This window comes from Janthinobacterium goodfellowi (assembly GCF_051380695.1).
Lineage (GTDB): Bacteria > Pseudomonadota > Gammaproteobacteria > Burkholderiales > Burkholderiaceae_D > Janthinobacterium.
Map to the genome: position 1 here is coordinate 1,310,564 of NZ_JBNYXN010000001.1, position 25,940 is coordinate 1,336,503.

23 protein-coding genes are annotated in these 25,940 nt (G+C 64.5%); 11 read left to right on the top strand and 12 right to left on the bottom strand.

What is annotated here, in order from left to right; all coding sequences use genetic code 11:
- Nucleotides 1-19 precede the first annotated feature (19 nt).
- From ACQ4WQ_RS05975 to ACQ4WQ_RS05985, 3 genes are all read left to right on the top strand, one after another.
- Nucleotides 20-2,332, top strand: coding sequence for an SUMF1/EgtB/PvdO family nonheme iron enzyme (locus ACQ4WQ_RS05975; protein WP_436495336.1), 2,313 nt, complete (start codon nt 20-22; stop codon nt 2,330-2,332).
- 78 nt (nt 2,333-2,410) lie between these two features.
- Entirely contained in the window at nt 2,411-2,809 is a 399-nt protein-coding gene (locus ACQ4WQ_RS05980; protein ID WP_436495338.1) for an OsmC family protein, read from the top strand.
- Nucleotides 2,806-3,693 carry a pirin family protein gene (locus ACQ4WQ_RS05985; RefSeq protein ID WP_436495340.1) on the top strand — a complete coding sequence of 296 codons (888 nt, stop codon included), beginning with the start codon at nt 2,806-2,808 and terminating at the stop codon, nt 3,691-3,693. The genes ACQ4WQ_RS05980 and ACQ4WQ_RS05985 overlap by 4 nt, the downstream gene beginning before the upstream one ends.
- A gap of 6 nt (nt 3,694-3,699) precedes the next feature.
- Here ACQ4WQ_RS05985 and ACQ4WQ_RS05990 read toward each other — a convergent pair whose 3' ends face one another.
- From ACQ4WQ_RS05990 to ACQ4WQ_RS06015, 6 genes are all read right to left on the bottom strand, one after another.
- Nucleotides 3,700-6,183 (bottom strand): TonB-dependent siderophore receptor, encoded by a 2,484-nt coding sequence (locus ACQ4WQ_RS05990; RefSeq protein ID WP_436495342.1) that lies wholly within the window; start codon nt 6,181-6,183, stop codon nt 3,700-3,702.
- A 113-nt stretch (nt 6,184-6,296) separates the two neighbouring features.
- A complete protein-coding gene (locus ACQ4WQ_RS05995; protein ID WP_436495344.1) occupies nt 6,297-7,265 on the bottom strand; it encodes a FecR domain-containing protein in 969 nt (322 codons plus the stop codon).
- On the bottom strand, nt 7,265-7,783 hold the full coding sequence (locus ACQ4WQ_RS06000) for a sigma-70 family RNA polymerase sigma factor (protein WP_326456971.1): 519 nt from the start codon (nt 7,781-7,783) through the stop codon (nt 7,265-7,267). Before ACQ4WQ_RS06000 ends, ACQ4WQ_RS05995 begins: the two co-directional genes overlap by 1 nt.
- Before the next feature lie 115 nt (nt 7,784-7,898).
- Entirely contained in the window at nt 7,899-8,492 is a 594-nt protein-coding gene (locus ACQ4WQ_RS06005) for a metal-dependent hydrolase (protein ID WP_436495347.1), read from the bottom strand.
- A 485-nt stretch (nt 8,493-8,977) separates the two neighbouring features.
- Nucleotides 8,978-10,582 carry an FHA domain-containing protein gene (locus ACQ4WQ_RS06010; protein ID WP_436495349.1) on the bottom strand — a complete coding sequence of 535 codons (1,605 nt, stop codon included), beginning with the start codon at nt 10,580-10,582 and terminating at the stop codon, nt 8,978-8,980.
- 216 nt (nt 10,583-10,798) lie between these two features.
- Nucleotides 10,799-11,650 (bottom strand): class I SAM-dependent methyltransferase, encoded by an 852-nt coding sequence (locus ACQ4WQ_RS06015; protein ID WP_436495351.1) that lies wholly within the window; start codon nt 11,648-11,650, stop codon nt 10,799-10,801.
- A gap of 165 nt (nt 11,651-11,815) precedes the next feature.
- Here ACQ4WQ_RS06015 and ACQ4WQ_RS06020 point away from each other — a divergent pair, with 165 nt between their 5' ends.
- A complete protein-coding gene (locus tag ACQ4WQ_RS06020) occupies nt 11,816-12,235 on the top strand; it encodes a DUF2177 family protein (RefSeq protein ID WP_436495353.1) in 420 nt (139 codons plus the stop codon).
- Here ACQ4WQ_RS06020 and ACQ4WQ_RS06025 read toward each other — a convergent pair.
- From ACQ4WQ_RS06025 to ACQ4WQ_RS06040, 4 genes are all read right to left on the bottom strand, one after another.
- Nucleotides 12,216-13,166, bottom strand: coding sequence for a PP2C family protein-serine/threonine phosphatase (locus ACQ4WQ_RS06025; RefSeq protein ID WP_436495355.1), 951 nt, complete (start codon nt 13,164-13,166; stop codon nt 12,216-12,218). The genes ACQ4WQ_RS06020 and ACQ4WQ_RS06025 overlap by 20 nt on opposite strands.
- A gap of 179 nt (nt 13,167-13,345) precedes the next feature.
- Nucleotides 13,346-14,692 (bottom strand): hypothetical protein, encoded by a 1,347-nt coding sequence (locus ACQ4WQ_RS06030; protein WP_436495357.1) that lies wholly within the window; start codon nt 14,690-14,692, stop codon nt 13,346-13,348.
- Nucleotides 14,693-14,959: 267 nt separating this feature from the next.
- A complete protein-coding gene (locus tag ACQ4WQ_RS06035; protein ID WP_086136619.1) occupies nt 14,960-15,406 on the bottom strand; it encodes a glycine zipper 2TM domain-containing protein in 447 nt (148 codons plus the stop codon).
- A gap of 120 nt (nt 15,407-15,526) precedes the next feature.
- Nucleotides 15,527-16,057, bottom strand: coding sequence for a GNAT family N-acetyltransferase (locus tag ACQ4WQ_RS06040; protein WP_046684115.1), 531 nt, complete (start codon nt 16,055-16,057; stop codon nt 15,527-15,529).
- Nucleotides 16,058-16,231: 174 nt separating this feature from the next.
- On the opposite strand from ACQ4WQ_RS06040, the gene ACQ4WQ_RS06045 reads away from it, so the two are divergent.
- On the top strand, nt 16,232-17,680 hold the full coding sequence (locus tag ACQ4WQ_RS06045) for a M20/M25/M40 family metallo-hydrolase (protein ID WP_436495360.1): 1,449 nt from the start codon (nt 16,232-16,234) through the stop codon (nt 17,678-17,680).
- A gap of 123 nt (nt 17,681-17,803) precedes the next feature.
- Here ACQ4WQ_RS06045 and ACQ4WQ_RS06050 read toward each other — a convergent pair whose 3' ends face one another.
- A complete protein-coding gene (locus ACQ4WQ_RS06050) occupies nt 17,804-18,661 on the bottom strand; it encodes an MBL fold metallo-hydrolase (RefSeq protein ID WP_436495362.1) in 858 nt (285 codons plus the stop codon).
- A 188-nt stretch (nt 18,662-18,849) separates the two neighbouring features.
- On the opposite strand from ACQ4WQ_RS06050, the gene ACQ4WQ_RS06055 reads away from it, so the two are divergent.
- Entirely contained in the window at nt 18,850-19,086 is a 237-nt protein-coding gene (locus ACQ4WQ_RS06055; RefSeq protein WP_070257673.1) for a hypothetical protein, read from the top strand.
- A gap of 122 nt (nt 19,087-19,208) precedes the next feature.
- The gene (locus ACQ4WQ_RS06060) at nt 19,209-19,457 is read left to right on the top strand and encodes a hypothetical protein (RefSeq protein ID WP_034751890.1); all 249 of its coding nucleotides are present in this window, start codon (nt 19,209-19,211) and stop codon (nt 19,455-19,457) included.
- Nucleotides 19,458-19,554: 97 nt separating this feature from the next.
- Here the strand turns inward: ACQ4WQ_RS06060 and ACQ4WQ_RS06065 are convergent, their stop codons facing one another.
- Nucleotides 19,555-19,767 carry a hypothetical protein gene (locus ACQ4WQ_RS06065; RefSeq protein WP_436495364.1) on the bottom strand — a complete coding sequence of 71 codons (213 nt, stop codon included), beginning with the start codon at nt 19,765-19,767 and terminating at the stop codon, nt 19,555-19,557.
- 50 nt (nt 19,768-19,817) lie between these two features.
- On the opposite strand from ACQ4WQ_RS06065, the gene prpB reads away from it, so the two are divergent.
- From prpB to prpF, 4 genes are all read left to right on the top strand, one after another.
- Nucleotides 19,818-20,705, top strand: coding sequence for a methylisocitrate lyase (gene prpB, locus ACQ4WQ_RS06070; protein ID WP_326456957.1), 888 nt, complete (start codon nt 19,818-19,820; stop codon nt 20,703-20,705).
- Between the two features lie 88 nt (nt 20,706-20,793).
- Complete coding sequence (gene prpC, locus ACQ4WQ_RS06075) at nt 20,794-21,948, top strand: bifunctional 2-methylcitrate synthase/citrate synthase (protein ID WP_326456956.1); 1,155 nt, start codon at nt 20,794-20,796, stop codon at nt 21,946-21,948.
- 11 nt (nt 21,949-21,959) lie between these two features.
- On the top strand, nt 21,960-24,554 hold the full coding sequence (gene acnD / locus ACQ4WQ_RS06080; protein ID WP_436495970.1) for a Fe/S-dependent 2-methylisocitrate dehydratase AcnD: 2,595 nt from the start codon (nt 21,960-21,962) through the stop codon (nt 24,552-24,554).
- A 121-nt stretch (nt 24,555-24,675) separates the two neighbouring features.
- Complete coding sequence (gene prpF / locus ACQ4WQ_RS06085; RefSeq protein WP_436495367.1) at nt 24,676-25,866, top strand: 2-methylaconitate cis-trans isomerase PrpF; 1,191 nt, start codon at nt 24,676-24,678, stop codon at nt 25,864-25,866.
- Nucleotides 25,867-25,940 lie beyond the last annotated feature (74 nt).

The following is a 25,940-nucleotide window of genomic DNA, read 5'->3' on the forward strand; positions in this document are numbered from 1 at the left end:
TGGAAGCGTTTCACCCCAGATGATGCAAAAAGCACGAGACAAACTGCGGGAACTGCGCGCCCTCCACGATGACGGGCTGCTCAGCGAGCAGGAATTTGAACGCCGCAAGAACGCCATCCTCGACGCCGAGTACGCGCCGCCCGGCGCCGCTCCCGTGGCCGCGCCGCTGCCTGTACGCCAGGGCACGGAGCTGGGCTTCATGACGGGCCAGGAAATCGGCCCGCAAAACCGCCGCTACCGGCTCGAACGGCTGATCGGCACGGGCGGCATGGGGCAGGTATGGCAGGCGACCGACCTGGCCACGCACGCGGAGCTGGGCAGCAGCGAAATGGTGGCGCTGAAGATTTTGCCGCCGCAGCTGACGCAAAGCGCCACGCACGCCAAGCTGCTGATCGAGGAAGCGACCCAGGCGAGGAAGCTCGCGCATGAAAACATCGTGCGCGTCTACGAATGGGCGCAGGACCCGGCCACGGCCAGCTACTTCATCATCATGGAATGCCTCGATGGCGAAGACCTCGAGCACTATCTGGCGCGCGAGGGCGCGCTGCCCCTGTCCACCGTGCAGCAACTGCTGCAGCCGGTGGCCGACGCCCTGTCGTATGCGTGGGAAAAGCACAAGCTGGTGCACCGCGACCTCAAGCCGGGCAACGTCTTCCTGACGGCGAAGGGCGACGTCAAGCTGCTCGATTACGGCATCGCTTCGCGCGTGCGCAATGCGGACAGCAGCCTGGCGCTGGACATGCCGAACGCGGGCACGCACGGCTACCGGGCGCCCGAGGCCGGCGCCAACCAGCGCCAGCCCAGCCCGCGCCTGGACGTGTATGCGGTGGCCGTGATGATCTATCAGATGCTCGAAGGGCGCATGCCGTTCGACGACGCGCGCAGCGCCAGCCATCTGCCGTCGGCGCCGCAAGCGCTCAATGCGCAGCAGTGGCAAGTGCTGCAGAACGGTTTTTCGCTGACGCCGGAACTGCGTCCGCAATCGGTGCAAGCCTTGCTGGAAAACCTGGAACGCGCGGCCGGGCCGTCGCCCGAAGAACTGGCGGAGCAGGCGCGCCAGCAGCAGGCGCGCGCGGCGCAGCAGCAAAAGGAGGCGGCGCTGGCCGCCGAACAGGCCCGCGAGGCGGCGCTCAAAGAGGCACGTGCGCGCCAGGAAGAACTGGATCAGCGCCGCAAGGCCGAAATCCAGGCGGCGGCGCTGGAAAAACAGCGACTGGACAAACTGCGCCGCGAGCAGGAGGCGCAGCGCCATTTCGAAGCGGAAGAGGCGCGCAAGCTGCGCAAGGAGGCGCTGCGCGGCCAGCTGCGCGCGCGCCGCGAAGCCGATGCGGCCACCGCCCTGCAGGAACACCAGGAATTGCAGCGCAAGGCCATCGTCGCCAAGGCGGAGGCGGCCTACCGCGCCGAGCAGGAACGGGCGCGCCGCGAAGAGGCCAGCCGCGCCGCCGCAGCCGCTGTCCCGGCGCCGGCATCCGCGCCCGCGCCGGAAGCGGAACACGTGGAACCGGTGCCCAATGCGGAAGGCGTCTTGCGCGACGATTTTCTCGATGGCTCGGGACAGGGGCCGGAACTGGTGCTCATTCCCAGCGGCCGCTTCCAGATGGGCGCGCACGAGACGGAACACAAGGCCGCCATCCAGGCCGGCTCGCAGCAGGCCTGGCTCGAGCGCGAGATGCCGCAGCACTGGGTCGGCATCGAGCGCCCGTTCGCGCTGGCCCGGCATCCCGTCAGCGTGGGCGAATGGCGCGCCTTCGTCAAGGCGACCGGCTGGGCGGGCGGTTCCGAGACGGACTGGGACAATCCCGGCTTCGTGCAGAACGACCAGCACCCGGTGGTGGGCGTGAGCTGGAATGACGCGCAGCAGTACCTGGCGTGGCTGAGCGAGCGTACCGGGCGCAAGTACCGCCTGCCCAGCGAAGCGGAATGGGAATACGCCTGCCGCGCCGGCACGCGCACGGCTTTCAACGTGGGCGACACGATCAGCACCGAGCAAGCCAACTACGACGGCCTGTATGTGTACAACGGCGGCCCGCGCGGCGTGTACCGGGGCGGCACCAGCCCGCTGGGTACCTTCGCGCCGAATTCCTGGGGCCTGTTCGACATGCATGGCAATGTGTGGGAATGGGTGCAGGACGTGGTGCACGACAATTACGAAGGCGCGCCCGTCGATGGCAGCGCATGGGAAGAGGGCAGCGACAGCAGCCGGCGCATCCTGCGCGGCGGCTCGTGGCTATACCATCCGCGCTACCTGCGCTCGGCCCTGCGCAACGGTTTTTCCACCGTGCTGTCGAACGACATCGTGGGATTCCGGGTGGCGCGCACGCTCGATTAGGCAAGTTGGCAGGGAGCGGGCTGCGCCAAGCGGGCAAACGGTGTAAATTGTGGCTTTCCAAACGCACCAAGGAACGCCATGACCATCAAAGCCATCCGCGACCAGTCGCAACCCATGCGCCACATCGTGCACGTGCGCGATCACATCATTTCCGCCGACGCCTCCGTGGAGGAGGGCGGCGGCGACGCCGGCCCTTCGCCGCACGACCTGTACGACGCGGCCCTGTCGGCCTGCAAGGCGCTCACCGTCGTCTGGTACGCCAAACACAAGGGCATCCCGCTGGAACACGTGGAAGTGTCGACCGAGCGCGATGCCAGCGAAGAGCGCAAGGGCGTGTACCGCCTGGCCGCCACCGTGCACCTGACGGGCGAGCTGACGGATGCGCAGCGCCAGGAATTGCTGGGCGTGGCCGGCAAATGCCCGATCCACAAGCTGATGACGGCCGTCACCACGGAAATCACGACGGTGCTGGCATGAGCGCGGCCATCCTGAAAAGCCACGAGAAAGACCTGGGCGGCGGATTCGTCGTGCGGCGCCTGCTGCCTTCCGCAGTAAAACAGGCCGTCGGCCCCTTCATCTTCTTCGACCATTTCGGCCCCATCGACGTGGCGCCCGACGCCAACCACGACGTGCGCCCGCATCCGCATATCGGCCTGGCCACCGTCACCTATCTGTTCGAGGGCGCGATCGACCACCGCGACAGCATCGGCTCCTGCCAGCGCATCGAACCGGGCGCCATCAACTGGATGACGGCCGGGCGCGGCATCGTGCATTCGGAACGCACGCCGCACGACTTGGCCGGCAAGCCGCACCGCACGCACGGCTTGCAGCTGTGGGCCGCGCTGCCGAAGGCGCACGAAGAGGATGCGCCGAGTTTCACGCACACGCCGCAGGCCGACATTCCCGTCGTGACGCTCGATGGCGCCGTGGTGAAAGTCCTCATTGGCACGGCGTTTGGCCAGACTTCGCCCGTGCGCACCTACATGCAGACGCTGTACCTGGACGTGGCGCTGCAGGCGGGACAAGTGCTGCGCCTGGAAGGCTTGCCGGCGGAAGCGGCGATCTATCCGATCAGCGGGGAGGTATTCGTCGACGGCGTGGCGCTCGCGCCGCACACCATGGCCCTGCTCGAGTCAGGCGACGCGCCCGTGGTGACGGCAGGCGGCGGCCCGGTGCAGTTCGTCGTGATCGGCGGCGAGCCGCTGGATGGCCACCGCTACCTGTTCTGGAATTTCGTCTCGTCGAGCAAGGAGCGCTTGTCGCAGGCGGCCGAAGACTGGAGCGCACAGCGCATGGGGAGCGTGCCGGGCGAGACGGAATTCATCCCGCTGCCGAAGGCGCCATTGCGTCCTCCGGCATAAGCTGGCTTAGAAACGCGCGCGCAAGGTCAGTTGCGCCTTGCGCGGCTCGCCGTAGAAATTGCCCCAGGCCGGCGCGCCCACCGTCTGGTAGTAGCGCTTGTCGAGCAAGTTCGTCACGGACAGCGAGGCCGTCCAGTTGCGGTCGATCTGGTACGCGGCGCGCGCGCTCCACAAGGCATACGCGCCCTGCGCCACGGTCACGTCGCGCGTGATGCGCGAGCTCTCCGTCTGGAAGTTCACGCCGCCGCCCACGCTCCACTGCTGCAAGGCGCCCGGCAGGCGGTAGTCGCTCCACGCGCGCAGCATGTGGCGCGGCGAGTAGGTGCTGGCGAACATCACGCCCGCGTTCGACGTCTGCTCCAGGTACTTGAAATTGTTCAGGGTGTAGCCGGCGAACAGCTGCCAGCCCGGCGCCACTTCGCCGCTGATTTCCGCATCGAGCCCTTCGCTGCGCACCTTGCCCGTCGAGAAATAGCACTCCGTGCCGCTGGAGCAGTTGTTGACGAGGTCGAGTTCGGCGCGGTTGCGCTGCTCGATGCGGAACAGCGCCAGCGAGGTGTTCACCTTGCCGCCGAACAGTTCACCCTTGACGCCCACTTCCAGGTTGCGCCCCTTGAGCGGATCGAGCAGGGCGCCATCGGCCGTGCGCTGGTTTTGCGGCTGGAAGATGTCGGAGACGCTGGCGTAGCCGGACCAGCGCTTGTCGAAGGCGTAGATCACGCCGCCATACGGCGTGACGACGCCGTGCTCGCGGTACGGGTCGATGTACACCTCGCCCGTGTCGCGGTACACGCTGCTCCATTTGTAGTTCGATACGCGCGCGCCCGCCACCACGGTGAGCGGATCGCTGACGCTGAAACGCGCCACGCCGTAGGCGCCCGTCTGCGTCATTTTTGTGACGCTGGGATCGCCCCGGTAGCTGTGTTCGCGGAACCAGGCGTCGCTCGGTTCGGCCACGCCGTGATTGGGCTGCAGCGGATTGTTCGCTTGCTGCAGCAGGGCCAGACTGAAATCGCTGTCGCTTTCCAGGCGGTTCGTGCTGATCCCGGCGCTGAAGCCGTGGCGGCGGCCGAAGGCGTTGAATTTGCCGTCGAGCGACAGGTCGAGGCCCTTGTTGGTGCTGCCGTAGTCGAACACGCCGCCGTACATCATCATGCCGGCCAGGGTGGCGGGGTCGATCGCGCCCTGGCTGAACATGTATTTCACGTCATGCCGCTCGCGCGTGTAGTTGGCGCTGGCCTTTAACAGCCAGTCGGCGTCGAAGCGGTGCTCGAATTCGGCGAAGACGGCCGTCTGGCGGCTCGCCCAGCGGTTCCAGTCGGCGCCCAGGAAGGTCGAGCGGGGCAGCTGCGGATCGCTGCCATCAAGGTAGCGGGGCATGCCGGAGAAGAACGGCGTCGACTTCAGTTTTTCATGGCTGGCGCCCGTCGTCAGCTTGCTGCCCGGCGCCAGGTCGAATTCCAGCACGCCGTACAGCACGTCGGTGCGGCTGTCGGCCACGTCATAGAAATAGTCGCGCTGCTCATGCGCGGCCACGGCGCGGCCGCGGATGCTGCCCGATGCGTTCAAGGGGCCGGTGACGTCGACTTCGCCGCGCACGTCGTTCCAGCGGCCCGCGCCGAGCGCCAGCTGCACCTGCTTTTCCGCCAGCGGGCGCTTGCGCACCATGTTGATCGCGGCGCCGGGCGCGCCCGTGCCCTGCAGCAGGCCCGTGGCGCCGCGCACGATTTCCACGCGGTCGAGCATGGCCGTATTGCTGGTGAAACTGTTCGCCTGCGGGTAGTACATGGCGCGGTTGACGCCGTCGAACTGGTACGTGTCGACCATGAAGCCGCGCGAATAGACATAGCGCCCGCCCATGGGGCTGTCGTACATGGTGATGCCGGTGGTATTGGCCAGCACGGCATCGATGGTGTTGAGGTTCTGGTCATCCATCTTCTGCCGCGTGACGACGCTGACCGATAGCGGAATCTCGCGCAGGGTCTGCACGCCCTTGCCGACGGTGACGGCGAGCGCCGCATACGAGTTGCTGTGTTCACTGACGGGGTCGCGCTCCATGCTGGCGTTCACGACCACGGGAGCCATGGTCTTTTCCACGCCGGCCGCCGACGCGGAGGAGGGCGCCGCCTGGCGCAGCACGTAGGCGCCGTTCGGCAGCTGCACCGCTTCCAGGCCGCTGCCGGCCAGCACCTGGGCAAAGCCCTGCGCCACATTGTGGCTGCCGCGCACGCCGGGCGAGCGCAGGCCGCGCGTCTGCGCGGGATCGGTGGACAGGCTGACCCCGGCGGCGACGGCAAAATCGTTCAATGCGGTGGCCAGCGGGCCGGCCGCGATGGTGTAGGCTTGCGGCGCAGCGCTTGAAGCGGCGGCCTGGCCTTGCGCCAGCGCGGGCGCGGCGACAAAGGCGGCGGGGGCGGCGCACGCCATGGCGAGGACGGCCAGGCGGATGGCGCGCGCGGCGGGATGGAGGACGGGGGTGGTCAGCTGCATGCTTGGTCTTTCTGCTCAGGGTAAGGGCTATGGTGGATGAATCGGCTTCTTACCTGTCAAGCCGAAGCAGCGCAGCGAAACACCAACCCCTGGCGCAAAAAACCTGAAAATAATTACGTTGACCTGGCCGACACGGTGGCCCAGTAGCGCGTGAAGTAGCTCACTTGCAGTCCGTGCGAGGCGCACAGGCTTTCCAGCACGGCGTCGATATCGTCGAGCCGGTAAGTGCCCGTGACGGGGCGTTGCGCAACGCTCGCGTCGCAAACAAGACGCCCGCGCCGGTAGCGCGCCAGCTCCTGCACCAGCTGTTGCAGGGGCCAGTCGGCGGCCACCAGCATGCCGCGCCGCCAGCTGTCCTGGTGCGCGGGCATGGCTTGCACGGCTTCCATGCCAGCTTCGCCAAAGCGCAGCCGGTGTCCCGCTTCCAGGCGGCGCACGGCATCCGGGCGCGCCGCGCAGCGCACTTCCACGGCGTGTTCGAAGACGCTGACGACGCTGCCGCCGTCATCGCAGCGCACGCCGAAGCGCGTGCCCAGCGCGCGGATCACGCCGTGCGGCGTGTCGACGAGGAAGGGGCGCGCATCGGGCGCCGTCGTGAGCATGACTTCGCCGTGATGCAGGCGGATGCGGCGGCGCGCGGCGCTGTAATCGACGTCGACGGCGCTGTCCGTGTTCATCTCCATGCGCCCGCCATCGGCCAGCGCCACGTGACGGCGCTGGCCCGGCGCCGTGCGCAAGGAGGCCGTCCACGCTTGCCAGGGGGCGGACTGCAAGCCCGCCTGGCCCAGCACGATGCCGCCGCCGGCCGCCACCAGCATGGCCAGCACTTTCGCGGCGCTGCGCCGGCGCTGCTGCGCCGCCTGCAGGGCGGGAATTGCCAGCGCTGCCGGTATCGTGGCCAGCTGGCCGTCCATGTGCTGTAGCAGCTCCCAGGCCCGTTCATGCTCGGCGCTGGCGTCGCGCCATGCCTGCAGGGCGGCCGGGTCGGCGCTGCCGCACTGGAGTTCCACATGCCAGTGGGCGGCGGCGGCCAGCACCTTGCGGGCGATTGGCGCTGACTGCGGGGTGGAAGGGGAAAACATTAGCCGGCCGCCAGCATCAGGCATTCCGTGTAGGCGCGCACCAGGTGCTTTTTCACGGTCGGCAGGGACACGCCCAGGCGCCGGCTGATGTCCACATAGCTGAGCTCCTCGATTTGCGCCAGCAGGAAGATGGCCCGCGTGCGCGCGCCCAGGCGGTCGAGCAGGCGGTCGATGGCGAGCAGGGTTTCGATGATGATGGCGTGCGTTTCGGCGCAGATCGATATCGGCTCGGCTTGCTGGGCCAGCGCTTCCAGGTAGGCCTGTTCCAGCGCCTGGCGCCGGTAGCGGTCGATCAGCAAGCCGCGCGCGATGGTCGCCAGGTAGCCGCGCGGCTCGCGCAGGGGTGCCAGCGGTGTCACCTCGCGCTTGCCCAGCAGGCGCAAGAACGTGTCCTGCGCCAGGTCGGCCGCCTCGGCGCGGTTACCCAGCTTGCCGCGCAGCCAGCCATACAGCCAGCCGTGGTGTTCGCTGTACAAGGTGCTCAGGTGGCTGGCATGGGTGGGACTGACGGTACTCACTGCGTTCTCCAGGCAAGGGATGGGCTGGGCTGACGGAACGCGGGGTGCCGGCTGGCTGGGCTGTTTGAGAATGATACTCATTATCACATTGCCACGGTGCCGGCGTCAATCGGCGTCAGCCACCGAGGCGCCAGCGCTCCTGCCACTGATGCAGATCCGCCCAGGCTTGCTGCAGGGCAGTGGCGGACCAGCGCAGCAGGCCCTCGAACGCCAGCACGCTGCGTTGCCAGTGGATGCCGTCAAAAAACACGTGGTCGGCCACGATGGTGGCGGCCAGCCAGGCGGCGATGATGACGATGATGTCGTGGCGGCCGCTTTTCCACCAGCGCAGCGAGTGGCGGCGGAAAATCCATGGCACGCCCAGCGGATTGGGCCAGTCCGCCAGCAGATGCATGATGCCGCCCGCGGCAAAGCCGAACAGGGGCGGCGCCCACAGGTGGTGCGGCAATTGCAGGTAGGTGTAGACGAGCAGGGCGATCCAGGCCAGACCCCAGTGCGTCCACGTGCGGTGCGTGATCCACAGCTTGTGCGTGCGCGCCCACCAGGCCACTTCCAGCCAGTCCGGCGCCGTGCCGCCCAGCGCCCCCATGACAAAGGCGAGCATGCTCAGCACTTGATAGGGGCCGCCGGCGCCAGCGTGCGCGACGAGGGCCGCGGCGATCACGCCGGCAGCCCAACCGGTCGCATGATGCGCTTTGTTGGAAGCCATAGGAAATGTAAAACGCCCTCTGGGCGCTTTGTGAAATACGGGAAATATTAACTGGATGAATATACAGTACACAAGGGCGTCGATGGGGGCTATTTGCGCAATATCTGCTATTAAAGTGTTAAATTCTGTGTCGGAATGGCCTTGCCAGCGAACTCGGCGAGTCATACCTGCCGGTCAAGTGTGTTGTGCGACTGACAATGTATTTGGCGCAGGGCGCGCTATGCTGAAAGCAGTGCTACGTTTTGAAGAGGTCTCGCCATGAAAATCCCGCGCGAATTGCAGATTCCCGCCATCGTGTTTACGCTGGAAGCGGTGTTTATTCTGGGGTTGTCGATGATTTTTCTCGTACTGGTACCACGCTAGCGTCCGAAAAAAGGCCATGGCTGCGTTGCACTGCCTTGCCGTACATTCGTACTGTCTTCGGCAGCGCGCCTTGCTCTGACCATTTTTCAGACGCTAGCGGTCAGGTGGCGGGAGGCGTTGTATCAGGCAGTTTGCATGGTGCTATCGCACAGCGCCGCGCCTTCGGTGCGGATGATCCAGCATTCCGGATACGGTTCGCTGGCGAAACGGTTGTGCCGCGCGAAGCCGCTGAGCTTGTCGAGCGCCGTGGCGGGGGCCAGCGCGGTTTCCTTGCCGCTGGCCGTGTCCAGGTGCCAGAAACCGCCGTTGCGGTGGAACAGGACTGGAAGGCAGCTGGCCTGCGGCGTGGCAAGATGGCTTGCCGGCGTGGGCTGGGTGTCGGGCAGCAGCAGGTAAAAACACTCGGCGCGGGCGCCGTGGTCGATGCGGTGCAGAATCACGCCGTGCGCGAGCAGGGCCGTGACGCTGAGCACGACGATGCCCTTGATGCTGGCGGACAATTCGATGCGCATGCCCAGGCGCAGGGCGACGGGTTTGTGCTTGCCGGGCCATACGCCGTCGAGCAGCACGCCGTAGCGCGATACATCCTCGATTTCAAAGCCTTGCTGGCTGCGCCGGATGATGGCGTGGCGGCCCGACAGGCGGCGCGTCAAGCCATTGTTGTCCTGGCCGTCGGGGCTGAAATGGCTGAGCAGCACATCGGCTTCCGGGTCCACCAGCTCGAAGCGGCCCAGCATGCATTCTTCCAGCGCGAACAGCCGGATCTGGCGCTGCTCGCCCGCTTCCGGCGCCGCATTGACGAGGCAGGCAGCCTGGCTCGGGTGTGGATGGCAGTGGCTGGCGGCCGGCAGGTCGACTTCGATCAGCTCCTCGTCCCAGGCAATGGTGGTAAAACCCATGTCGATCTTGCCTTGCGGCGCCGACAAATCCACGTGGGCGATGCCGGCATTGCGCGCGGTGACGTCGAGGTTGCAGCCGTCGCCGCCCGTCACGCGGGCGATCGAGGCGTCGTCGGCCATCACGCGCACGTTCTTGTGCGTGCTGAGGAAGATTTGATGGATTTCCGTCAGGGTGGCGTCGCGGCGCGGCACGAGGATGACAAACGTGCATACCCATTTCTGCGCCACGGCGCCATCGACGTGGCTGTGCACTTCCACCTCGATCTGGTATTGCCCGTGTTCCTTGTTACGCGAGGAAAACTCGACAAACACGGGGCGCCAGTCGCCGCGCGTGGTGCGCACGAAATCATGCTGGACGGCGCCGCGCGGGATCAGGTCCGAGCGCAGGCGCAAGGTCAGCTGCGGCGCGCAGGCGGCGCTCATGCCGCGCAATTCCATTTTCAGGGTTTGCCGTCCGCCTGCCGCGCGGGGATCGAAGCCGCTGATGTGCAGATGGGCTTGCACCGGCTGATAGGCGGGCGCAGTGGCGGGTTGTGCAACTGGCACCGGGGTAACTGCCGGCAGGCTGGCGGAGGCCGAGGCTGGCACGGGGCTGGTCACCGCTTGAGCAGCATTGCGAATCACCGCATCGCGCATCCCGGCATCATGCGCACGGGCGTGCGGAAGCGCCGTTGCCGATGGCTCGGAACGGACGCTGCGCAGTGCGGTCAACAGGTCGTAGCTGCTGGGAGCAGTCGTCGCTTGCGGGTGGTTGCCCGCGCAGACTGTTTCCCCAGGCAAGACCCAGAACGTACAGTGCGGGTGCTCCGGGTTGCTGCATTTTTTCATGACATTCTGACTCGAATCGAGCGGGGACATTTTGCCCTCTGTTATACATGAGAGCTTACGCGCTTTTGCGCCTGCTTGGCAACTTTCGCGGCGTCCGAATGCGCTCTTTTTGCCCAAATTCATGTCCCTGGTCACAGCTTGTCATGCATGTCATGGAAACTATTGCTCAAAAACACATTTTATGTCTTTATGGATATGTTATTTTGGTATGTATTTTCAGCTGCGCCGTTTGTCGACGATGACTTCCAGATACTCGCCCGGCACCACCAGCGAGTCGGTACCCGCCGTATTCAGGCGTTCGAGCAGGGCGAACAGTTCCTGCTCCAGCGCCTCGGCGCCAGCCGCGTCGAGCGCGGCAAAGGCCTTGTGGACGGGGCCGTAATAATCGCGGAAGACCTGCACCCAGTGGTGGGCGGAGGCATAACGGAAATGGAAGACCTTGCGCTGGCTGTGCACCTGCTCGGCCGCCTGGCCGAACAGGTCGCGCACATACGCTTCCTCGCCCCAGCGGGCGGGCGACACCACGCCTGCCGGGGGCGGCACATATGTGCCGATGGTCTTGAAAAGCTGTCCGATAAAGCCATCCGGGGTCCAGTTGGCCATGCCGATGCGTCCGCCGGGACGCAGCACGCGCAGCATTTCGCTGGCCGCGCGCCGGTGGTCGGGCGTGAACATGACGCCAAAGGTCGACAATGCCGCGTCGAAACTGGCATCGGCGAAGGGCAGGGCTTCGGCGTCGGCCACGCGGAAGGTCACGGCCAGCCCTTCCGCCCCGGCGCGCGCGCGGCCCTTGTCCAGCAGCGCCGGCACATAATCGGTGGACACGACGCGGGCAAAGCGGCGCGCCGCCGCCAGGGTGGCGTTGCCGTTGCCGGCGGCGATGTCGATGACGTCTTCGTTGGCGCGGATGTCGGCGGCTTCGGCCAGCGACTCGCCAACCGGCTGCAGGGTCACGCCGATGACGGCGAAGTCGCCGCTGGCCCAGCCTGCTTGCTGGCGCTGCTTGATGGCGGCGTAATCGGGCGCGCCGGCGGTGCCGGCCTGCGGTGTCGGGGTGGTGTTGCTCATGGCATGCTCCTGGTGGCGTTGGCGAGGTCCTTCCGTCAGACCGCGCGCCCCTGGCATGGTTCACGGCATGCCGCATTGATGCGGGCCGGCGTGAGCGTGGCGGCATTTTGCATTATGCTGGCGCAACTGTTGCCCCCCAACGCTGCCTGATGCCGAAAGATGACCATGCCTGTCCAACGCCCGCTCCAGCTTGCCATTGCCTATGGCGCCACCTTGTGTGTATTCCTGGCCATCGATGCCTTGTGGCTGGCGGTGCTGATGAAGCCCGTGTACGGTGCGGCGCTGGGGCCGCTATTGGCGGACACGCCCCGCTGGGCGCCGGCCGTGCTGTTTTATCTGCTGTACGTGGCGGGGCTGCTGGTGTTTGCCATCCTGCCCGGCCTGCGCGCGCGCCGCGGACGCACGGCGGCGGCGCTGGGCGCGCTGCTGGGGCTGCTTGCCTACGGCACCTATGATTTGAGCAACTATGCGACCTTGCGCGACTGGCCGCTGGCCTTGACGGCGATCGACATGGCCTGGGGCACCGTGCTGTCGGCCGTGTCGGCCACGGCCGGCTACCTGGCCGCTAGCCGCCTGGGACGGTGAATGCCGCATCGAAGCGCAGCGCCACCACGGTAATGTTGTCGCTATGCAAGCCTTTTGGCGGGTGGAAAAGAAAGTCGTCGAACAGGGCGCTGACGGCCTGTGCCGCGGTCTTGCCGGCACACAAGGCGGGCCAGCGGGCCGTGAGCGCCAGCGGATCGTCGCAGGCCCAGAAACCGTCGCTGGCCAGCAGATAGTGGGCGCCGCGCCGCACGCGCAGCACGCGGCGGTCGCCCAGGTGCGCCAGGAACGGCGGCAAGGTGGCCGCATCGAGGCCGCGCAGAGGCTTGTCGAGCTGCAAGCTGTCGCTGATGGCGTTGCCTAAAATAAAAGCCTGCGAGATTTGCGGATGGTGCTCGCCGTGCACGGCGGCCCGCCAGCGCGTCTCGTCGAGCGCGCCCCGCATGGCGTACACGGTGGCCGGCACGTGGTCGACGGTGAGGATGCTGGCAACCCCGTCGGCAATTTCATACAGTCGCGAATCGCCCACGTGATACAGCAGCGGGGCTTCGCCGGGCGGCACTTCCAGCAAGGTCAGGGTGGTGCCGGGCGGGCGTGCCTGGGAGGGCGCCGTCCTGGCGAAGGTGTCCTGCAAGCGCGTGTGCAACTCGTCGAGTTTGGCTGCCAGGCTGGCCGCGTCGAGGCAGGCGGGTACGGCCAGCAAGCCTTGCACTGCCGCTTCCGCCGCTTCGCGTCCAAGACCGTGGCCGCCCATGCCGTCGAGCACGGCGGCGCGCACATGGCCGCGCGGCCAGCCCGGTACCTGGCAATGGAACGGCGCCTGGCGCGACAGGCAGACGGCGTGGCCGCTGGCATCGATCAGCAGGAAGTTATCCTGGTTTTCGCGCCGGGGCAGGGGGCCGGCGCCCACGCTGGTGCCGGCGGCGGCATCGAGCCAGGGGCCAAAGTCGAGCTCGTCTTTGATTAAATGCATCGGTTGGTGCGGTCCAGGCGGCCAGCAATGTTGATCGTAGGACACAGCTTAGCCGAAATTGTGCAGGGGTGATACCTTGCTTGTCTATTAAATAATCAAGCCGCGTTCCCTGGCGCGTATCTATCTTGTGTCTCTATCTTATTGGCGGCCGCGTGGCTGACGGGCCGCTCTTTTCAGGGCTAGCTGCCACGATGGAAGTTATTCCGAATCGCCAGCAGCAGGAGGGCGCCAATGCTCAATGAGCCGATGGACTGCAGCAGAGAGAGAACAATCAAGAGGCCGCTGTGTACCCGCACCGCCGAACCGCTGCTTAACACCGAGGCAGGGCTGAAGGCATTTTGTACTGCCAGCGTTGCAGCCGTACATATTCCTGGATCCTGAAAGGAGGTGATCTTGCCGTCCTTCACTTCGATTGCCCGGCAAGATCCGCCGGCATTCGCGCATTCTGCAGTGTTAGCGCAGTTCGCAGGCAAGAGCAACAGAAATGCTAAAAAGAACAGAAGATTCCAACTCAGCAGTGTAACGATGGCCCGCCTGATCGAGACGCCATACCCGGACACGACGTCATATAGATAAGAGAGCAAAAAATCTATTTGCAACAGCTTGACGTATGGATTGCCATGCGCGGCGAATGCCAATCGCCGCATTCGCATTTCCATACCGAAAAACATTGCCTCTTCCCGGACAGCGCCGGCAGTCTTCATGATGACACGCAGGGCCCGGTATCGCTGATACAACCCATCCCAGGTGCCAGAGCGCCGAAACGGGGAAAGCAATCCGACGTGGGGACCAAACTCACTGGCATGAAACGTCGTATCGCCGGGGAAAATCGCCCCATGGGTGCTGGGCGGCTGGAAGAATGTACAGGCAAGGAAGGCGGCGCGCTTGTTGACGCTGAGCCGGTCAAAAACGGCCTCTTCGACTATGCAATAGTTCAGCTGGATTTCGTCGGCAACCACCGTATCGATCAGTTTCAAGGAGGAAAACCGCACCCTGGATGCGTACAGCAACTCAATTTTGCAGGCGCTAAGCTGGAACGACGTATCCGGATGTGCCGTGCCGATCCAGGTGTCGCGGGCATTGAAATGGCAGCGTACAGTCCAAAGGCGTTCGATATGGCCGCCATCAAAGGCGATATCCATGACGATGCCTGCCTCTTCAGGGTATCCGGCGTCGAAGGTGTCAAAACGGGAGGCGTGGAATTGCAGCAATATGCCGTAGTGCCGGACAAAATGGGCAGGGAGCTCCGTAAGTTCGAATGCGCCCTTGACATCCAGGTTGCCGAAGTCAACGTGAGAATAGTGCGCTGTCTCATTAAAAGCCTCACCATAGGCTTCGATGCCTTCGAAATAGAGGGAAAAATAGGCGTGAACGAAGCGCGCCAGCTGATACCCGTCGACTCTTCGCCGGAGCTGGCTCCTGTGTTTGCCTTTGACGCGCACTCTCTTGCCATAGCTCGGCAGGCCTGCAAAAAAATCGTTGCTCAATGCAACAAGTTGCGCACGGATGGAGGCGAGGTCGCACATGGCTGTTATCCGGGAGGCAGTCAAAGCCAGCTTCCAGATTAGGAGCAACTGGCAGATGACGCCATTGCTGGTCCAATAGCGCCTGCGTTAAATCAGTGTGGCGCCAAATATACGTATTGCGTCCGGAGAAATTGGAACTTTGCCGGGATGGCACCGGATGCACGGCGCATCCGTAGTGCGGAATTTGCCATATTTTTCGTTTTCATCGAAAAAAACCTGCGGCAGCAGGCTGGCGCAGGTTTTTCATGGTGCAGGGGCAGGTGGTGCTTAACGGCGATGGCCCCAGCCGTGGCCGTGACCGTGGCCACGGTCGTAGTAGTCGCGGCGGTCATAGTCGCGGTAGTAGCCGCGGCCCGGTTGCACGTAGACGACAGCTGGCGGGCCGTAGTAGCGCGGAGGCGGCGCGTAGTACACGGGCTGCGGTGCCGGGGCGTAGTACACCGGTTGCGGCGCAGGCGCGTAATAGGTTTCGCGGTAGCCGCCGCGATAGCCGCCACGGTCGTAATAGCGGTCATTCGTGCTGATGCTGTTGCCGACGGCGGCGCCCAGCACGCCACCGACGATCGCGCCATTGCGTCCGCCGGTGCTGTTGCCAATGGCCGCCCCGACAACGGCGCCTGCAACGGTATTGAAGTCGCGGTCACCGGCGACTGCGGCCGAAGACACAGCCACTGCCGCTACCATTACCGCACCCAGGAGTTTCTTGTTCAACATGGCATTTCCTTCCATTCCGGCGAGATCACAATGATCTGCATGGACTGGACTATATCTGCTGCCGCAAGCTTGTTCCACGTCTAATACAACTTATTACAATCGGGGCGGGGCGGTAACAAGTCAGCGCCGGCGCGCCTGCCATTCGGGGCGCAGCAGGCTGTACATTTTGGCGTCGCGCATCACGCCGTTGATAAAGAAAGCCTGGCGTATCAAGCCTTCCTGGGTAAAGCCGTTCTTTTGCGCGATGCGCTCGGAGCCGATGTTCAGCGGGTCCATCAGCAGCTCGAGCCGGTGATACGGATAGGCGCTGAACAGGTAATCGACCACCAGGCGCGTCGCTTCGCTGATGTAGCCGCGCCCGTCCCGCTGCCGGTCGAACAGGCGGTAGCCGATCTCGCGCGAGGCGGGCGTGCGGCTCTTGAAGTGCGTGATCGTGCCGATGATGTGCTGCGAATGATCTTCGATGAGAAACAATTCGCTGTCCTCGGTGACAAAGCCCGATTGCAGGAAGTCGCGCCGCATGGCCTCGGGCGACTTGAATTGCATGGAGAAAAACTCGCCGCGCGAGGGCAGGTCGTTGACGAGGGAAATATAGGTATTCAAGTCGGCGGCCTGCAGATGCCGGACGGTACAGAGTGTTCCCTTGAGCATGGCGGTATCCGGTAGCAATCACGATCTGCATGGTAATCGACTCCGGGGGAAAGAAGCAATCGCTCCCGTAAAAGTTGCTGCAATGACAGAATAAATACGCTATCGTAGAAAGCCGCGCCTTGCCCATGGCCACGGCGTACCCGCTTCGACCTCGTTGACTGGAACTGACATCACATGCAAATCATCCTGACTGGCGCGCCACTGCGCCGTTCCGTTTTATCCATCGCCCTTGGCTGCATCGTCAGCGCCGGCGCTTTTGCCGCTGCGCCAGGCAATACGCCGCAAGCGCTGGCGCAGGTGCGCGATACGGCGCTGCAAAGCGACTGGGCCTATGCCCGCCTGGCCGACATGACGGATTTGATCGGTCCACGCCTGTCCGGCTCCGCCGGCGCGGCGGCCGCCGTGCAGCAGGTGGCCGACGCCATGCGCCAGCTGGGCGCCACCGTCACCTTGCAGCCCGTGAAAGTGCCGCACTGGGTGCGCGGCGTGGAAACGGCGGAAATCGTCGACTATGCGGGCCGTCCGCAGGGCGTGTCGCAGCGCGTGGTGCTGACCGCCCTGGGCGGCTCCGGCGCCACTGCGGCCGCCGGCCTGACGGCACCCGTGATCATCGTCAAGAGCCTGGACGAACTCAAGGCGCGCGCTTTGGAAGTGAAGGGCGCCATCGTGCTGATCGACACGCCGTTCGACCAGGAGATGGCCGAACGGGGCCTGGCTGGCGTGACCTACGGCCAGGGTTCGCGCTTCCGTTTCAATGGACCGAAGGCGGCGGCCGACCTGGGCGCGGCTGCCGCGCTGGTGCGCTCGATCGGCGGCGCGAACTTCCGCATTCCGCACGCGGGCGCCACGGGCCTCGATGACAATAAACGCATTCCCGCCGCCGCCGTCACCGTGGAAGACGCCCTGCTGATCGGCCGCCTGGCCGCGCGCGGACCCTTGAAAATGCACCTGACCCTGACGCCGCAAAACCTGCCGGAAGCGGACAGCTACAACGTGATCGCCGACTGGCCGGGCACGGACAAGGCCGGCGAAGTGGTGGTGGTCTCGGGCCACCTCGATTCCTGGGACCTGGCGACCGGTGCGCACGACGACGGCGCCGGCGTGGTGGCGGCCATGGGCGTGGTGGAAACCCTGAAAAAGCTCGACTACCGCCCGCGCCGCACCATCCGCGTGATCGCCTGGATGAACGAGGAAAACGGCGGCCGCGGCGGCCAGGCCTACTTCGAGGCCAACAAGCAGGCGCTCGGCAAACAATACGCGGCCATCGAAATGGACAGCGGCGCCGGCCGCCCGTTCGGCATCCTCGCCAGCGTGGGGCCGAAGTCGGAAAAATTGTTCGCCCCGCTGCGCGCCGCCCTGCAACCGATGGGCGCGCACGCGTTTACGCGCCGCGACGCGCTGGGCACGGGCGACTTGCACCGCCTGGAAACGGGCGGCGTGCCCAGTTTCGAGCCGCTGGTCGACAGCCACAGCTACTTCCATTACCACCACACGCCGGCCGACACGCTGGACAAGGTCGACCCGGATAACCTCAAGCGCAACGTGGCGCTGATGTCGTCGCTGGCCTGGTTCCTGGCCAATATCGATGGCGAGATCGGGCGGGCGCCGGAGCAGTTGGAGTAAGTTCAACAGGAAAAGGCGGCGCCCAGGCGAGTCCAGGCAATCTGCACTGTATGCGGAATGCCCGGGGTGGGACTTGCGTGTTGTCAAGAAAGGAGAAGCGGCGGGCGGGGACCGCCGGGGCGGTCAGATCGCGTTCAGCGGTATCTTCAAATAGCGCACGCCGTTCTCTTCCGGCTCAGGCAGCTTGCCCGCGTTGATGTTGACCTGGATGGCGGGCAGGATCAGGGTCGGCATGTCCAGGGTGGCGTCGCGGCCCGTGCGCATGGCCACGAATTGCTCTTCCGTGATGCCGTCGCGCAAATGGATATTGCTGGCCCGCTGTTCGGCCACCGTCACTTCCCAGCGCGGCGCGCGGCCGTTGGGCGGGTAGTCGTGGCACATGAACAGCCGGGTGTGCGGCGGCAGCGCCAGCAGGCGCTGCACGGAGCGGTACAGCAGCGTGGCCGAGCCGCCGGGGAAGTCGCAGCGGGCCGAGCCCACGTCCGGCATGAACAGGGTGTCGCCCACGAAGACGGCGTCGCCGATCTGGTACGCCAGGTCGGCCGGCGTGTGGCCGGGCACGTGCAGCGCGCGCACTTCCAGCTTGCCGATATGAAACACCTGGTCGGGAGCGAACAGCTGGTCGAATTGCGAGCCGTCGGCCCGCGCGCCGTCCTGGTGGTAGACCTGGGCAAACGCCTGCTGCACCGTCTGGATGGCGGCGCCGATGGCCACGTCGCCGCCCAGCTGCTGCTGCAGGTAAGGCGCGGCGGAAAGATGATCGGCGTGCGCGTGGGTTTCCAGCAGCCAGCGGCACTGCAAGCCGTGTTCGCGCACGAAGGCGATCACCTTGTCGGCCGAGGCGGTCGAGGTGCGGCCCGCCTTCGGGTCGTAGTCGAGCACGGAATCGATGATGGCGCAGTCGCGGCCATCGGCCTCGTAGACAACATAGGTGACGGTGGCGGTGGCGGGGTCGAAGAAAGCTTGGATTTGTGGAGTCATCGCGGCGGCAAGGAACGGGCAAGGGAGGAACAGGGAATGGCATTATATCGCCAGAGTTCGCTAAAAAAATGCTGAAAATTGACATTTGACATGCGAAAAACAGATATGCGGTCATGCATGCGCCCGTCACAGTCGTGCGCACCCTGGCGCTTGCAGCATGGTAACCTCATTCTTCCAAGGAGGAATTCATGAACGATATCACTGCACGCAGCGAACAGTACCGCGGTTTTACCATTTCCGTGACCCCGCAAAAGGACAACGACGATTTATGGGATTTTACCTACCGCCTGCAGCGCGAGGGCGAGCCGGAAGCGCAGGCCATCACGCGCAGCCGCACCCTGGGCGGCTACGCGGCGCCCGAGACCGCTTGCACGGCGGGCCTGGAAGTGGCCAGGACGGAAGTGGATAATCTGCTGCGTCCTTGAGCCAGCGTAAATCGTTTAGCCTGAAAGTCGGCCTGACCGCGCGCTGGCGCGTGAAACACGTCGCTAGCGGTCCCGCTTCATGCTACGATTTCCAGTATTGAGTCAGTCAAAGGAGGCACCCCATGAATAGCAGTTCTAAAATTCACTATAAAGGCTGGGAAATCGTTCCCCTGGCCGTGCCCACCACCGATGGAAAATGGTCGGCCAGTTGCGACATCGAACGCGCCACCGCGGAAGGCCTGGAAGTGTTCGAAGGCTCGACCATGCAGTTCGTGCGCGACGACGAGGAGGGCGCCATTGCCGCCGCCTGCGAGGAGGCCGTGCGCCAGATCGACAACATCATCGCCAATCCGCTGGTACGACTGGCCTAGTTTTCCCTTGTAGTTGCAGTTGTCTCAGTTGTATAGCTCACTCAGCCGGCACCCGCCGGCTGTTTTTATTGCGCGTCTTTTTCATCGTGCTGTCCTCCTACCTGTTGCATGTTTCATCTAATGTTTCAAAATGCGTTGCATGAAACAATAGCGAAACGTTTTTGACGTCAAACGTGACATCGCTGTTCCGCGGCGTGACAGCTGCGATGCGCCGCGTGACGGGCATCTTCCCTGCGTTTTCGCTCTGCGGCAGCGGCTTTTCCGCCTGGCAGGACAGCCCTGGCACGGCATTTGCAATACTGATGCTCATAGCCACTCCGTGAAACATTAGGGACCATCCGAAACCCATAAGGTGAACACATGACTCAATACTCCGCAGGTGCCGCATTCCGCAAGGCCGTCCAGGAAGAATCCCCGTTGCAAGTCGTCGGCGCCATCAACGCCAACCACGCCTTGCTGGCCAAGCGCGCCGGCTATAAAGCCATCTACCTGTCCGGCGGCGGCGTCGCGGCCGGATCGCTGGGCTTGCCAGACCTGGGCATTTCCAGCCTGGACGACGTGCTGACCGACATCCGCCGCATCACCGACGTGTGCGACCTGCCGCTGCTGGTCGACGCCGACACAGGCTTTGGCGCCTCCGCCTTCAACGTGGCGCGCACGGTGAAATCGATGATCAAGTTCGGCGCGGCCGGCTTGCACATCGAAGACCAGGTGGGCGCCAAGCGCTGCGGCCACCGTCCGGGCAAGGAGATCGTGAGCAAGGAAGAAATGGTCGACCGTATCAAGGCGGCCGTCGATGCGCGCACGGATCCGAATTTCGTCATCATGGCGCGCACCGATGCGCTGGCCGTCGATGGACTGGAAGCGGCACTGGAACGCGCCGTCGCCTGCGTCGAAGCGGGCGCCGACATGATCTTCCCGGAAGCCATCACGGACCTGGACATGTACGCCACCTTCGCCAAGGCCGTCAACGTGCCGATCCTGGCCAACATCACGGAATTCGGTTCCACGCCACTGTTCACCTTGGACGAACTGCGCAGCGCCCACGTGGGCCTGGCCCTGTATCCGCTGTCGGCTTTCCGCGCCATGAACAAGGCGGCGCAAAACGTCTACCAGGCGCTGCGCCGCGACGGCACACAAAAGAATGTCGTCGACACCATGCAGACGCGCATGGAACTGTATGAATCGATCAACTATCATGATTTTGAGCAGAAACTGGACGCGCTGTTCGCCGCGCAAAAGAAATAAGCAGAAATAAGCAAAAATAAGCAAAAAGCAGGGACCGCATGCCGGTCCCGCAGTGACGTACCCGAGACTATTCAATCTGGAGAACACAATGACCGCACCGCAAGCCGCCACCTTCAAGCCTAAAAAATCCGTCGCCCTGTCCGGCGTCACCGCCGGCAACACGGCGCTGTGCTCGGTCGGCAAGACCGGCAACGATTTGCACTACCGCGGCTACGACATCCTGGACGTGGCCGACAGCTGCGAATTCGAGGAAATCGCCTACCTGCTGGTGCACGGCAAGCTGCCGACGTCTGCGGAACTGAAAGGCTACAAGGCCAAGCTGAAGTCCTTGCGCGGCTTGCCGTCGGCAGTGAAAGCGGCGCTGGAAGCGCTGCCGGCCGCCGCCCACCCGATGGACGTGATGCGCACGGGCGTGTCCGTGCTGGGCTGCGCCTTGCCGGAAAAGGACGACCACAACGCGCCGGGCGCGCGCGACATCGCCGATCGCCTGATGGCGTCGTTCGGCTCCATGCTGCTGTACTGGTACCACTACAGCCATAACGGCAAGCGCATCGAGGTGGAAACGGACGACGACTCGATCGGCGGCCATTTCCTGCATCTGCTGCACGGCCAAAAACCATCGGCGTCGTGGGAAAAAGCCATGCACACCTCGCTGATCCTGTACGCGGAACACGAATTCAATGCCTCGACCTTCACCAGCCGCGTCATCGCCGGCACGGGTTCCGACATCCACTCGGCCATCACTGGCGCCATCGGCGCACTGCGCGGCCCGAAACACGGCGGCGCGAACGAAGTGGCGCTGGACATCCAGAAGCGTTACGACAACGCGGACGAAGCGGAAGCGGATATCCGCGAGCGCGTGGCCAACAAGGAGGTGGTGATCGGCTTCGGCCACCCCGTCTACACGATTTCGGACCCGCGCAATAAAGTCATCAAGGAAGTGGCCCGTTCGCTGTCGCAGGAAGCGGGATCGACCAAGATGTTCGACATCGCCGAGCGCCTGGAATCGGTCATGTGGGAAATCAAGAACATGTTCCCGAACCTGGACTGGTTCTCGGCCGTGTCCTACCACATGATGGGCGTGCCGACGGCGATGTTCACGCCGCTGTTCGTCATCTCGCGTACCTCGGGCTGGGCCGCCCACATCATCGAGCAGCGCATCGACAACAAGATCATCCGCCCGAGCGCCAACTACGTGGGCCCGGAAGACCTGGAATTCGTGCCGATCAAGGACCGCAAATAATGAGTACCCCCATGAATACCCTGTACCGCAAATCCTTGCCGGGCACCCAGCTAGATTACTTCGACACGCGCGCCGCCGTCGACGCGATCCAGCCAGGCGCCTATGCCACCTTGCCCTACACCTCGCGCGTGCTGGCCGAAAACCTCGTGCGCCGCTGCGACCCGGCCACCTTGAACGCCTCGCTGAGCCAGTTCATCGAACGCCGCCGCGACCTCGATTTTCCATGGTTTCCCGCCCGCGTCGTCTGCCATGACATCCTGGGCCAGACGGCCCTGGTCGACCTGGCCGGCCTGCGCGACGCCATCGCGGCCCAGGGCGGCGACCCGGCCCTGGTGAACCCGGTGGTGCCGACGCAGCTGGTGGTCGACCATTCGCTGGCCGTCGAATGCGGCGGTTTCGACCCGGACGCTTTCGCCAAGAACCGCGCCATCGAAGACCGCCGCAATGAAGACCGTTTCGACTTCATCGACTGGACCAAGAAGGCCTTTAAAAATGTCGACGTGATCCCGCCCGGTAACGGCATCCTGCACCAGATCAATCTCGAGCGCATGTCGCCCGTGATCCAGGTGCAGGACGGCGTGGCCTATCCCGACACCCTGGTGGGCACGGATTCGCACACGCCGATGGTCGATGCGCTGGGCGTGATCGCCATCGGCGTGGGCGGCCTGGAAGCGGAAAGCGTGATGCTGGGCCGCGCCTCGTGGATGCGTTTGCCCGATATCATCGGCGTCAAGCTGACGGGCAAGCCGCAGCCGGGCATCACGGCCACCGATACCGTGCTGGCGCTGACGGAATTTTTGCGCAAGCAGAAGGTCGTTTCGTCCTACCTGGAATTCTTTGGCGAGGGTGCATCGCACCTGACCCTGGGCGACCGCGCCACGATTTCCAACATGGCGCCGGAATTCGGCGCCACGGCCGCCATGTTCTACATCGATGCGCAAACCATCAAGTATCTGAAACTGACGGGCCGCGATGACGAACTGGTGAAACTGGTGGAGCTGTACGCCAAAGAGACGGGCCTGTGGGCCGACAGCCTGGTGGACGCGCAGTACGAGCGCGTGCTGACGTTCGACCTGTCGTCCGTCGTGCGCAATATCGCCGGGCCGTCGAATCCGCACAACCGCGTGCCGACCTCGGAACTGGCCGCGCGCGGGATTTCCGGCGTGGTGGAAAACGAACCGGGCAAGATGCCGGACGGCGCCGTCATCATCGCCGCCATCACCAGCTGCACCAACACGAACAATCCGCGCAACATGATCGCGGCCGGCCTGATCGCGCGCAATGCGAACCGCCTGGGCCTGACGCGTAAACCTTGGGTCAAATCGTCGCTGGCGCCCGGCTCGAAGACCGTGGAACTGTATCTGCAGGAAGCGGGCCTGATGCCGGAACTGGAACAACTGGGCTTCGGTGTCGTGGCATTCGCCTGCACCTCGTGCAACGGCATGTCGGGCGCGCTCGACCCCTTGATCCAGGATGAAGTGGTGTCGCGCGACCTGTACGCCACGGCCGTCCTGTCGGGCAACCGCAACTTCGACGGCCGCATCCACCCGTACGCGAAACAGGCTTTCCTCGCCTCGCCGCCGCTGGTGGTGGCTTACGCAATCGCCGGCACCATCCGCTTCGATATCGAGAAGGACGTGCTGGGGATGGATGCGGACGGCAAGCCTATCCTGCTGAAAGATATCTGGCCGTCGGACGAGGAAATCGACGCCATCGTCGCGTCCAGCGTCAAGCCGGAGCAGTTCCGCAAGGTGTATATCCCGATGTTTGCCGCGCAGGCGGATGACGGCATCAAGGTCAGCCCGCTGTACGACTGGCGTCCGCAAACGACGTATATCCGCCGTCCGCCGTACTGGGAAGGCGCGCTGGCTGGCGCGCGGCCCTTGAAAGGCATGCGTCCGCTGGCCGTCCTGGGCGACAACATCACGACCGATCACTTGTCGCCATCGAACGCCATCATGCTCGATAGCGCGGCCGGCGAATACCTGGCGAAGATGGGTTTGCCCGAGGAAGACTTCAATTCCTACGCCACGCACCGGGGCGACCATTTGACGGCGCAGCGCGCCACGTTCGCCAACCCGACCCTGAAAAACGAGATGGTCATCGAGGACGGCAAAGTGAAGGCCGGTTCGCTCACGCGCATCGAGCCGGAAGGAAAAATCTCGCGCATGTGGGAAGCCATCGAGGTGTACATGGAGCGCAAGCAGCCCCTGATCATCATCGCCGGCGCCGACTATGGCCAGGGTTCCTCGCGGGACTGGGCCGCCAAGGGCGTACGCCTGGCCGGCGTGGAAGCCATCGTGGCCGAAGGTTTTGAACGCATCCACCGCACCAACCTGGTGGGCATGGGCGTCTTGCCGCTGGAGTTTTTGCCGGGCGTGAACCGCAAGACGCTGGGCCTGGACGGCAGCGAAACCTACGACGTCGTGGGCGAGCGCACGCCGCGCTCCACCTTGACCCTCGTCATTCACCGCAAGAACGGCGAAACGGTCGACGTGCCCGTCACCTGCCGCCTCGATACGGCGGAAGAGGTGTCGATCTATGAGGCCGGTGGCGTGCTGCAGCGATTTGCCCAAGATTTCCTCGAATCTTCGAAAGCCGCGTAACGGTAGGTCGGATTAACGCTTGCGCGTAATCCGACGCTGTCTGCCAAAACGCGCCAACAATGTGTCGGATTACGCGTGGCGAAGCCACGCTAATCCGACCTGCCTCTTTCCAGGAAAACTCATGACCCACACCCCCCAAATCAAAATCCCCGCCACCTATATGCGCGGCGGAACCAGCAAGGGCGTGTTCTTCCGCCTGCAGGATTTGCCCGCCAGCGCGCAAGTGCCGGGCGCCGCGCGCGATGCGCTGCTGCTGCGCGTGATCGGCAGCCCCGACCCCTACGGCAAGCAGATCGACGGCATGGGCGGCGCCACGTCGAGCACCAGCAAGACGGTGATCCTGGCGAAAAGTACGAAGCCGGAGCACGACGTCGACTATCTGTTCGGCCAGGTCTCGATCGACAAGCCTTTCGTCGACTGGAGCGGCAACTGCGGCAACCTGTCGGCCGCCGTCGGTTCGTTCGCCATCGCCAGCGGCCTGGTGGACGCGGCCCGCGTGCCTGCCAATGGGATCGCCACGGTGCGCATCTGGCAAGCCAATATCGGCAAGACCATCATCGCCCACGTGCCCATGACGCATGGCGAAGTGCAGGAAACGGGCGATTTCGAACTCGATGGCGTAACCTTCCCGGCCGCGGAAGTGAAGCTGGAATTCCTCGACCCGGCCGCGGAGGAAGAGGGCGGCGGCGGCGCGATGTTTCCTACCGGTAATTTGGTCGACGACCTCGACGTGCCCGGCATTGGAATTTTAAAAGTCACGATGATCAACGCCGGCATCCCGACGATTTTCGTCGATGCGGACGCCATCGGCTACACGGGCACGGAACTGCAGGATGCCATCAATGGCGATCCGGCCGCCCTGGGCCGCTTCGAGACCATCCGCGCGCATGGCGCGCTGCGCATGGGTTTGATTTCCCATCTCGATGAAGCGGCCAAGCGCCAGCACACGCCGAAGGTGGCCTTTGTCGCCAGGCCGGCCGGCTATGTGTCGTCGAGCGGGAAAAAGGTGGCGGCGGGCGACATCGACCTGCTCGTGCGCGCTCTGTCCATGGGCAAGCTGCACCACGCCATGATGGGCACGGCGGCAGTTGCCATCGGCACGGCGGCGGCCATTCCCGGTACTCTGGTCAACCTGGCGGCCGGAGGCGGTCCCCGCAACTCGGTGCGCTTCGGCCACCCGTCCGGCACCCTGATGGTGGGCGCGGAAGCGGCGCTGGTCGATGGCGCCTGGAGCGTTACCAAGGCCATCATGAGCCGCAGCGCGCGCGTGCTGATGGAAGGCAGCGTGCGCATTCCCGGCGACGCGTTTTAAGGCCAGGTCAATTAGGCCGATGCGCATGCAGATCAGTTGATATTTCTGCTAGCAAAGTAACTGAGCGACAAGGA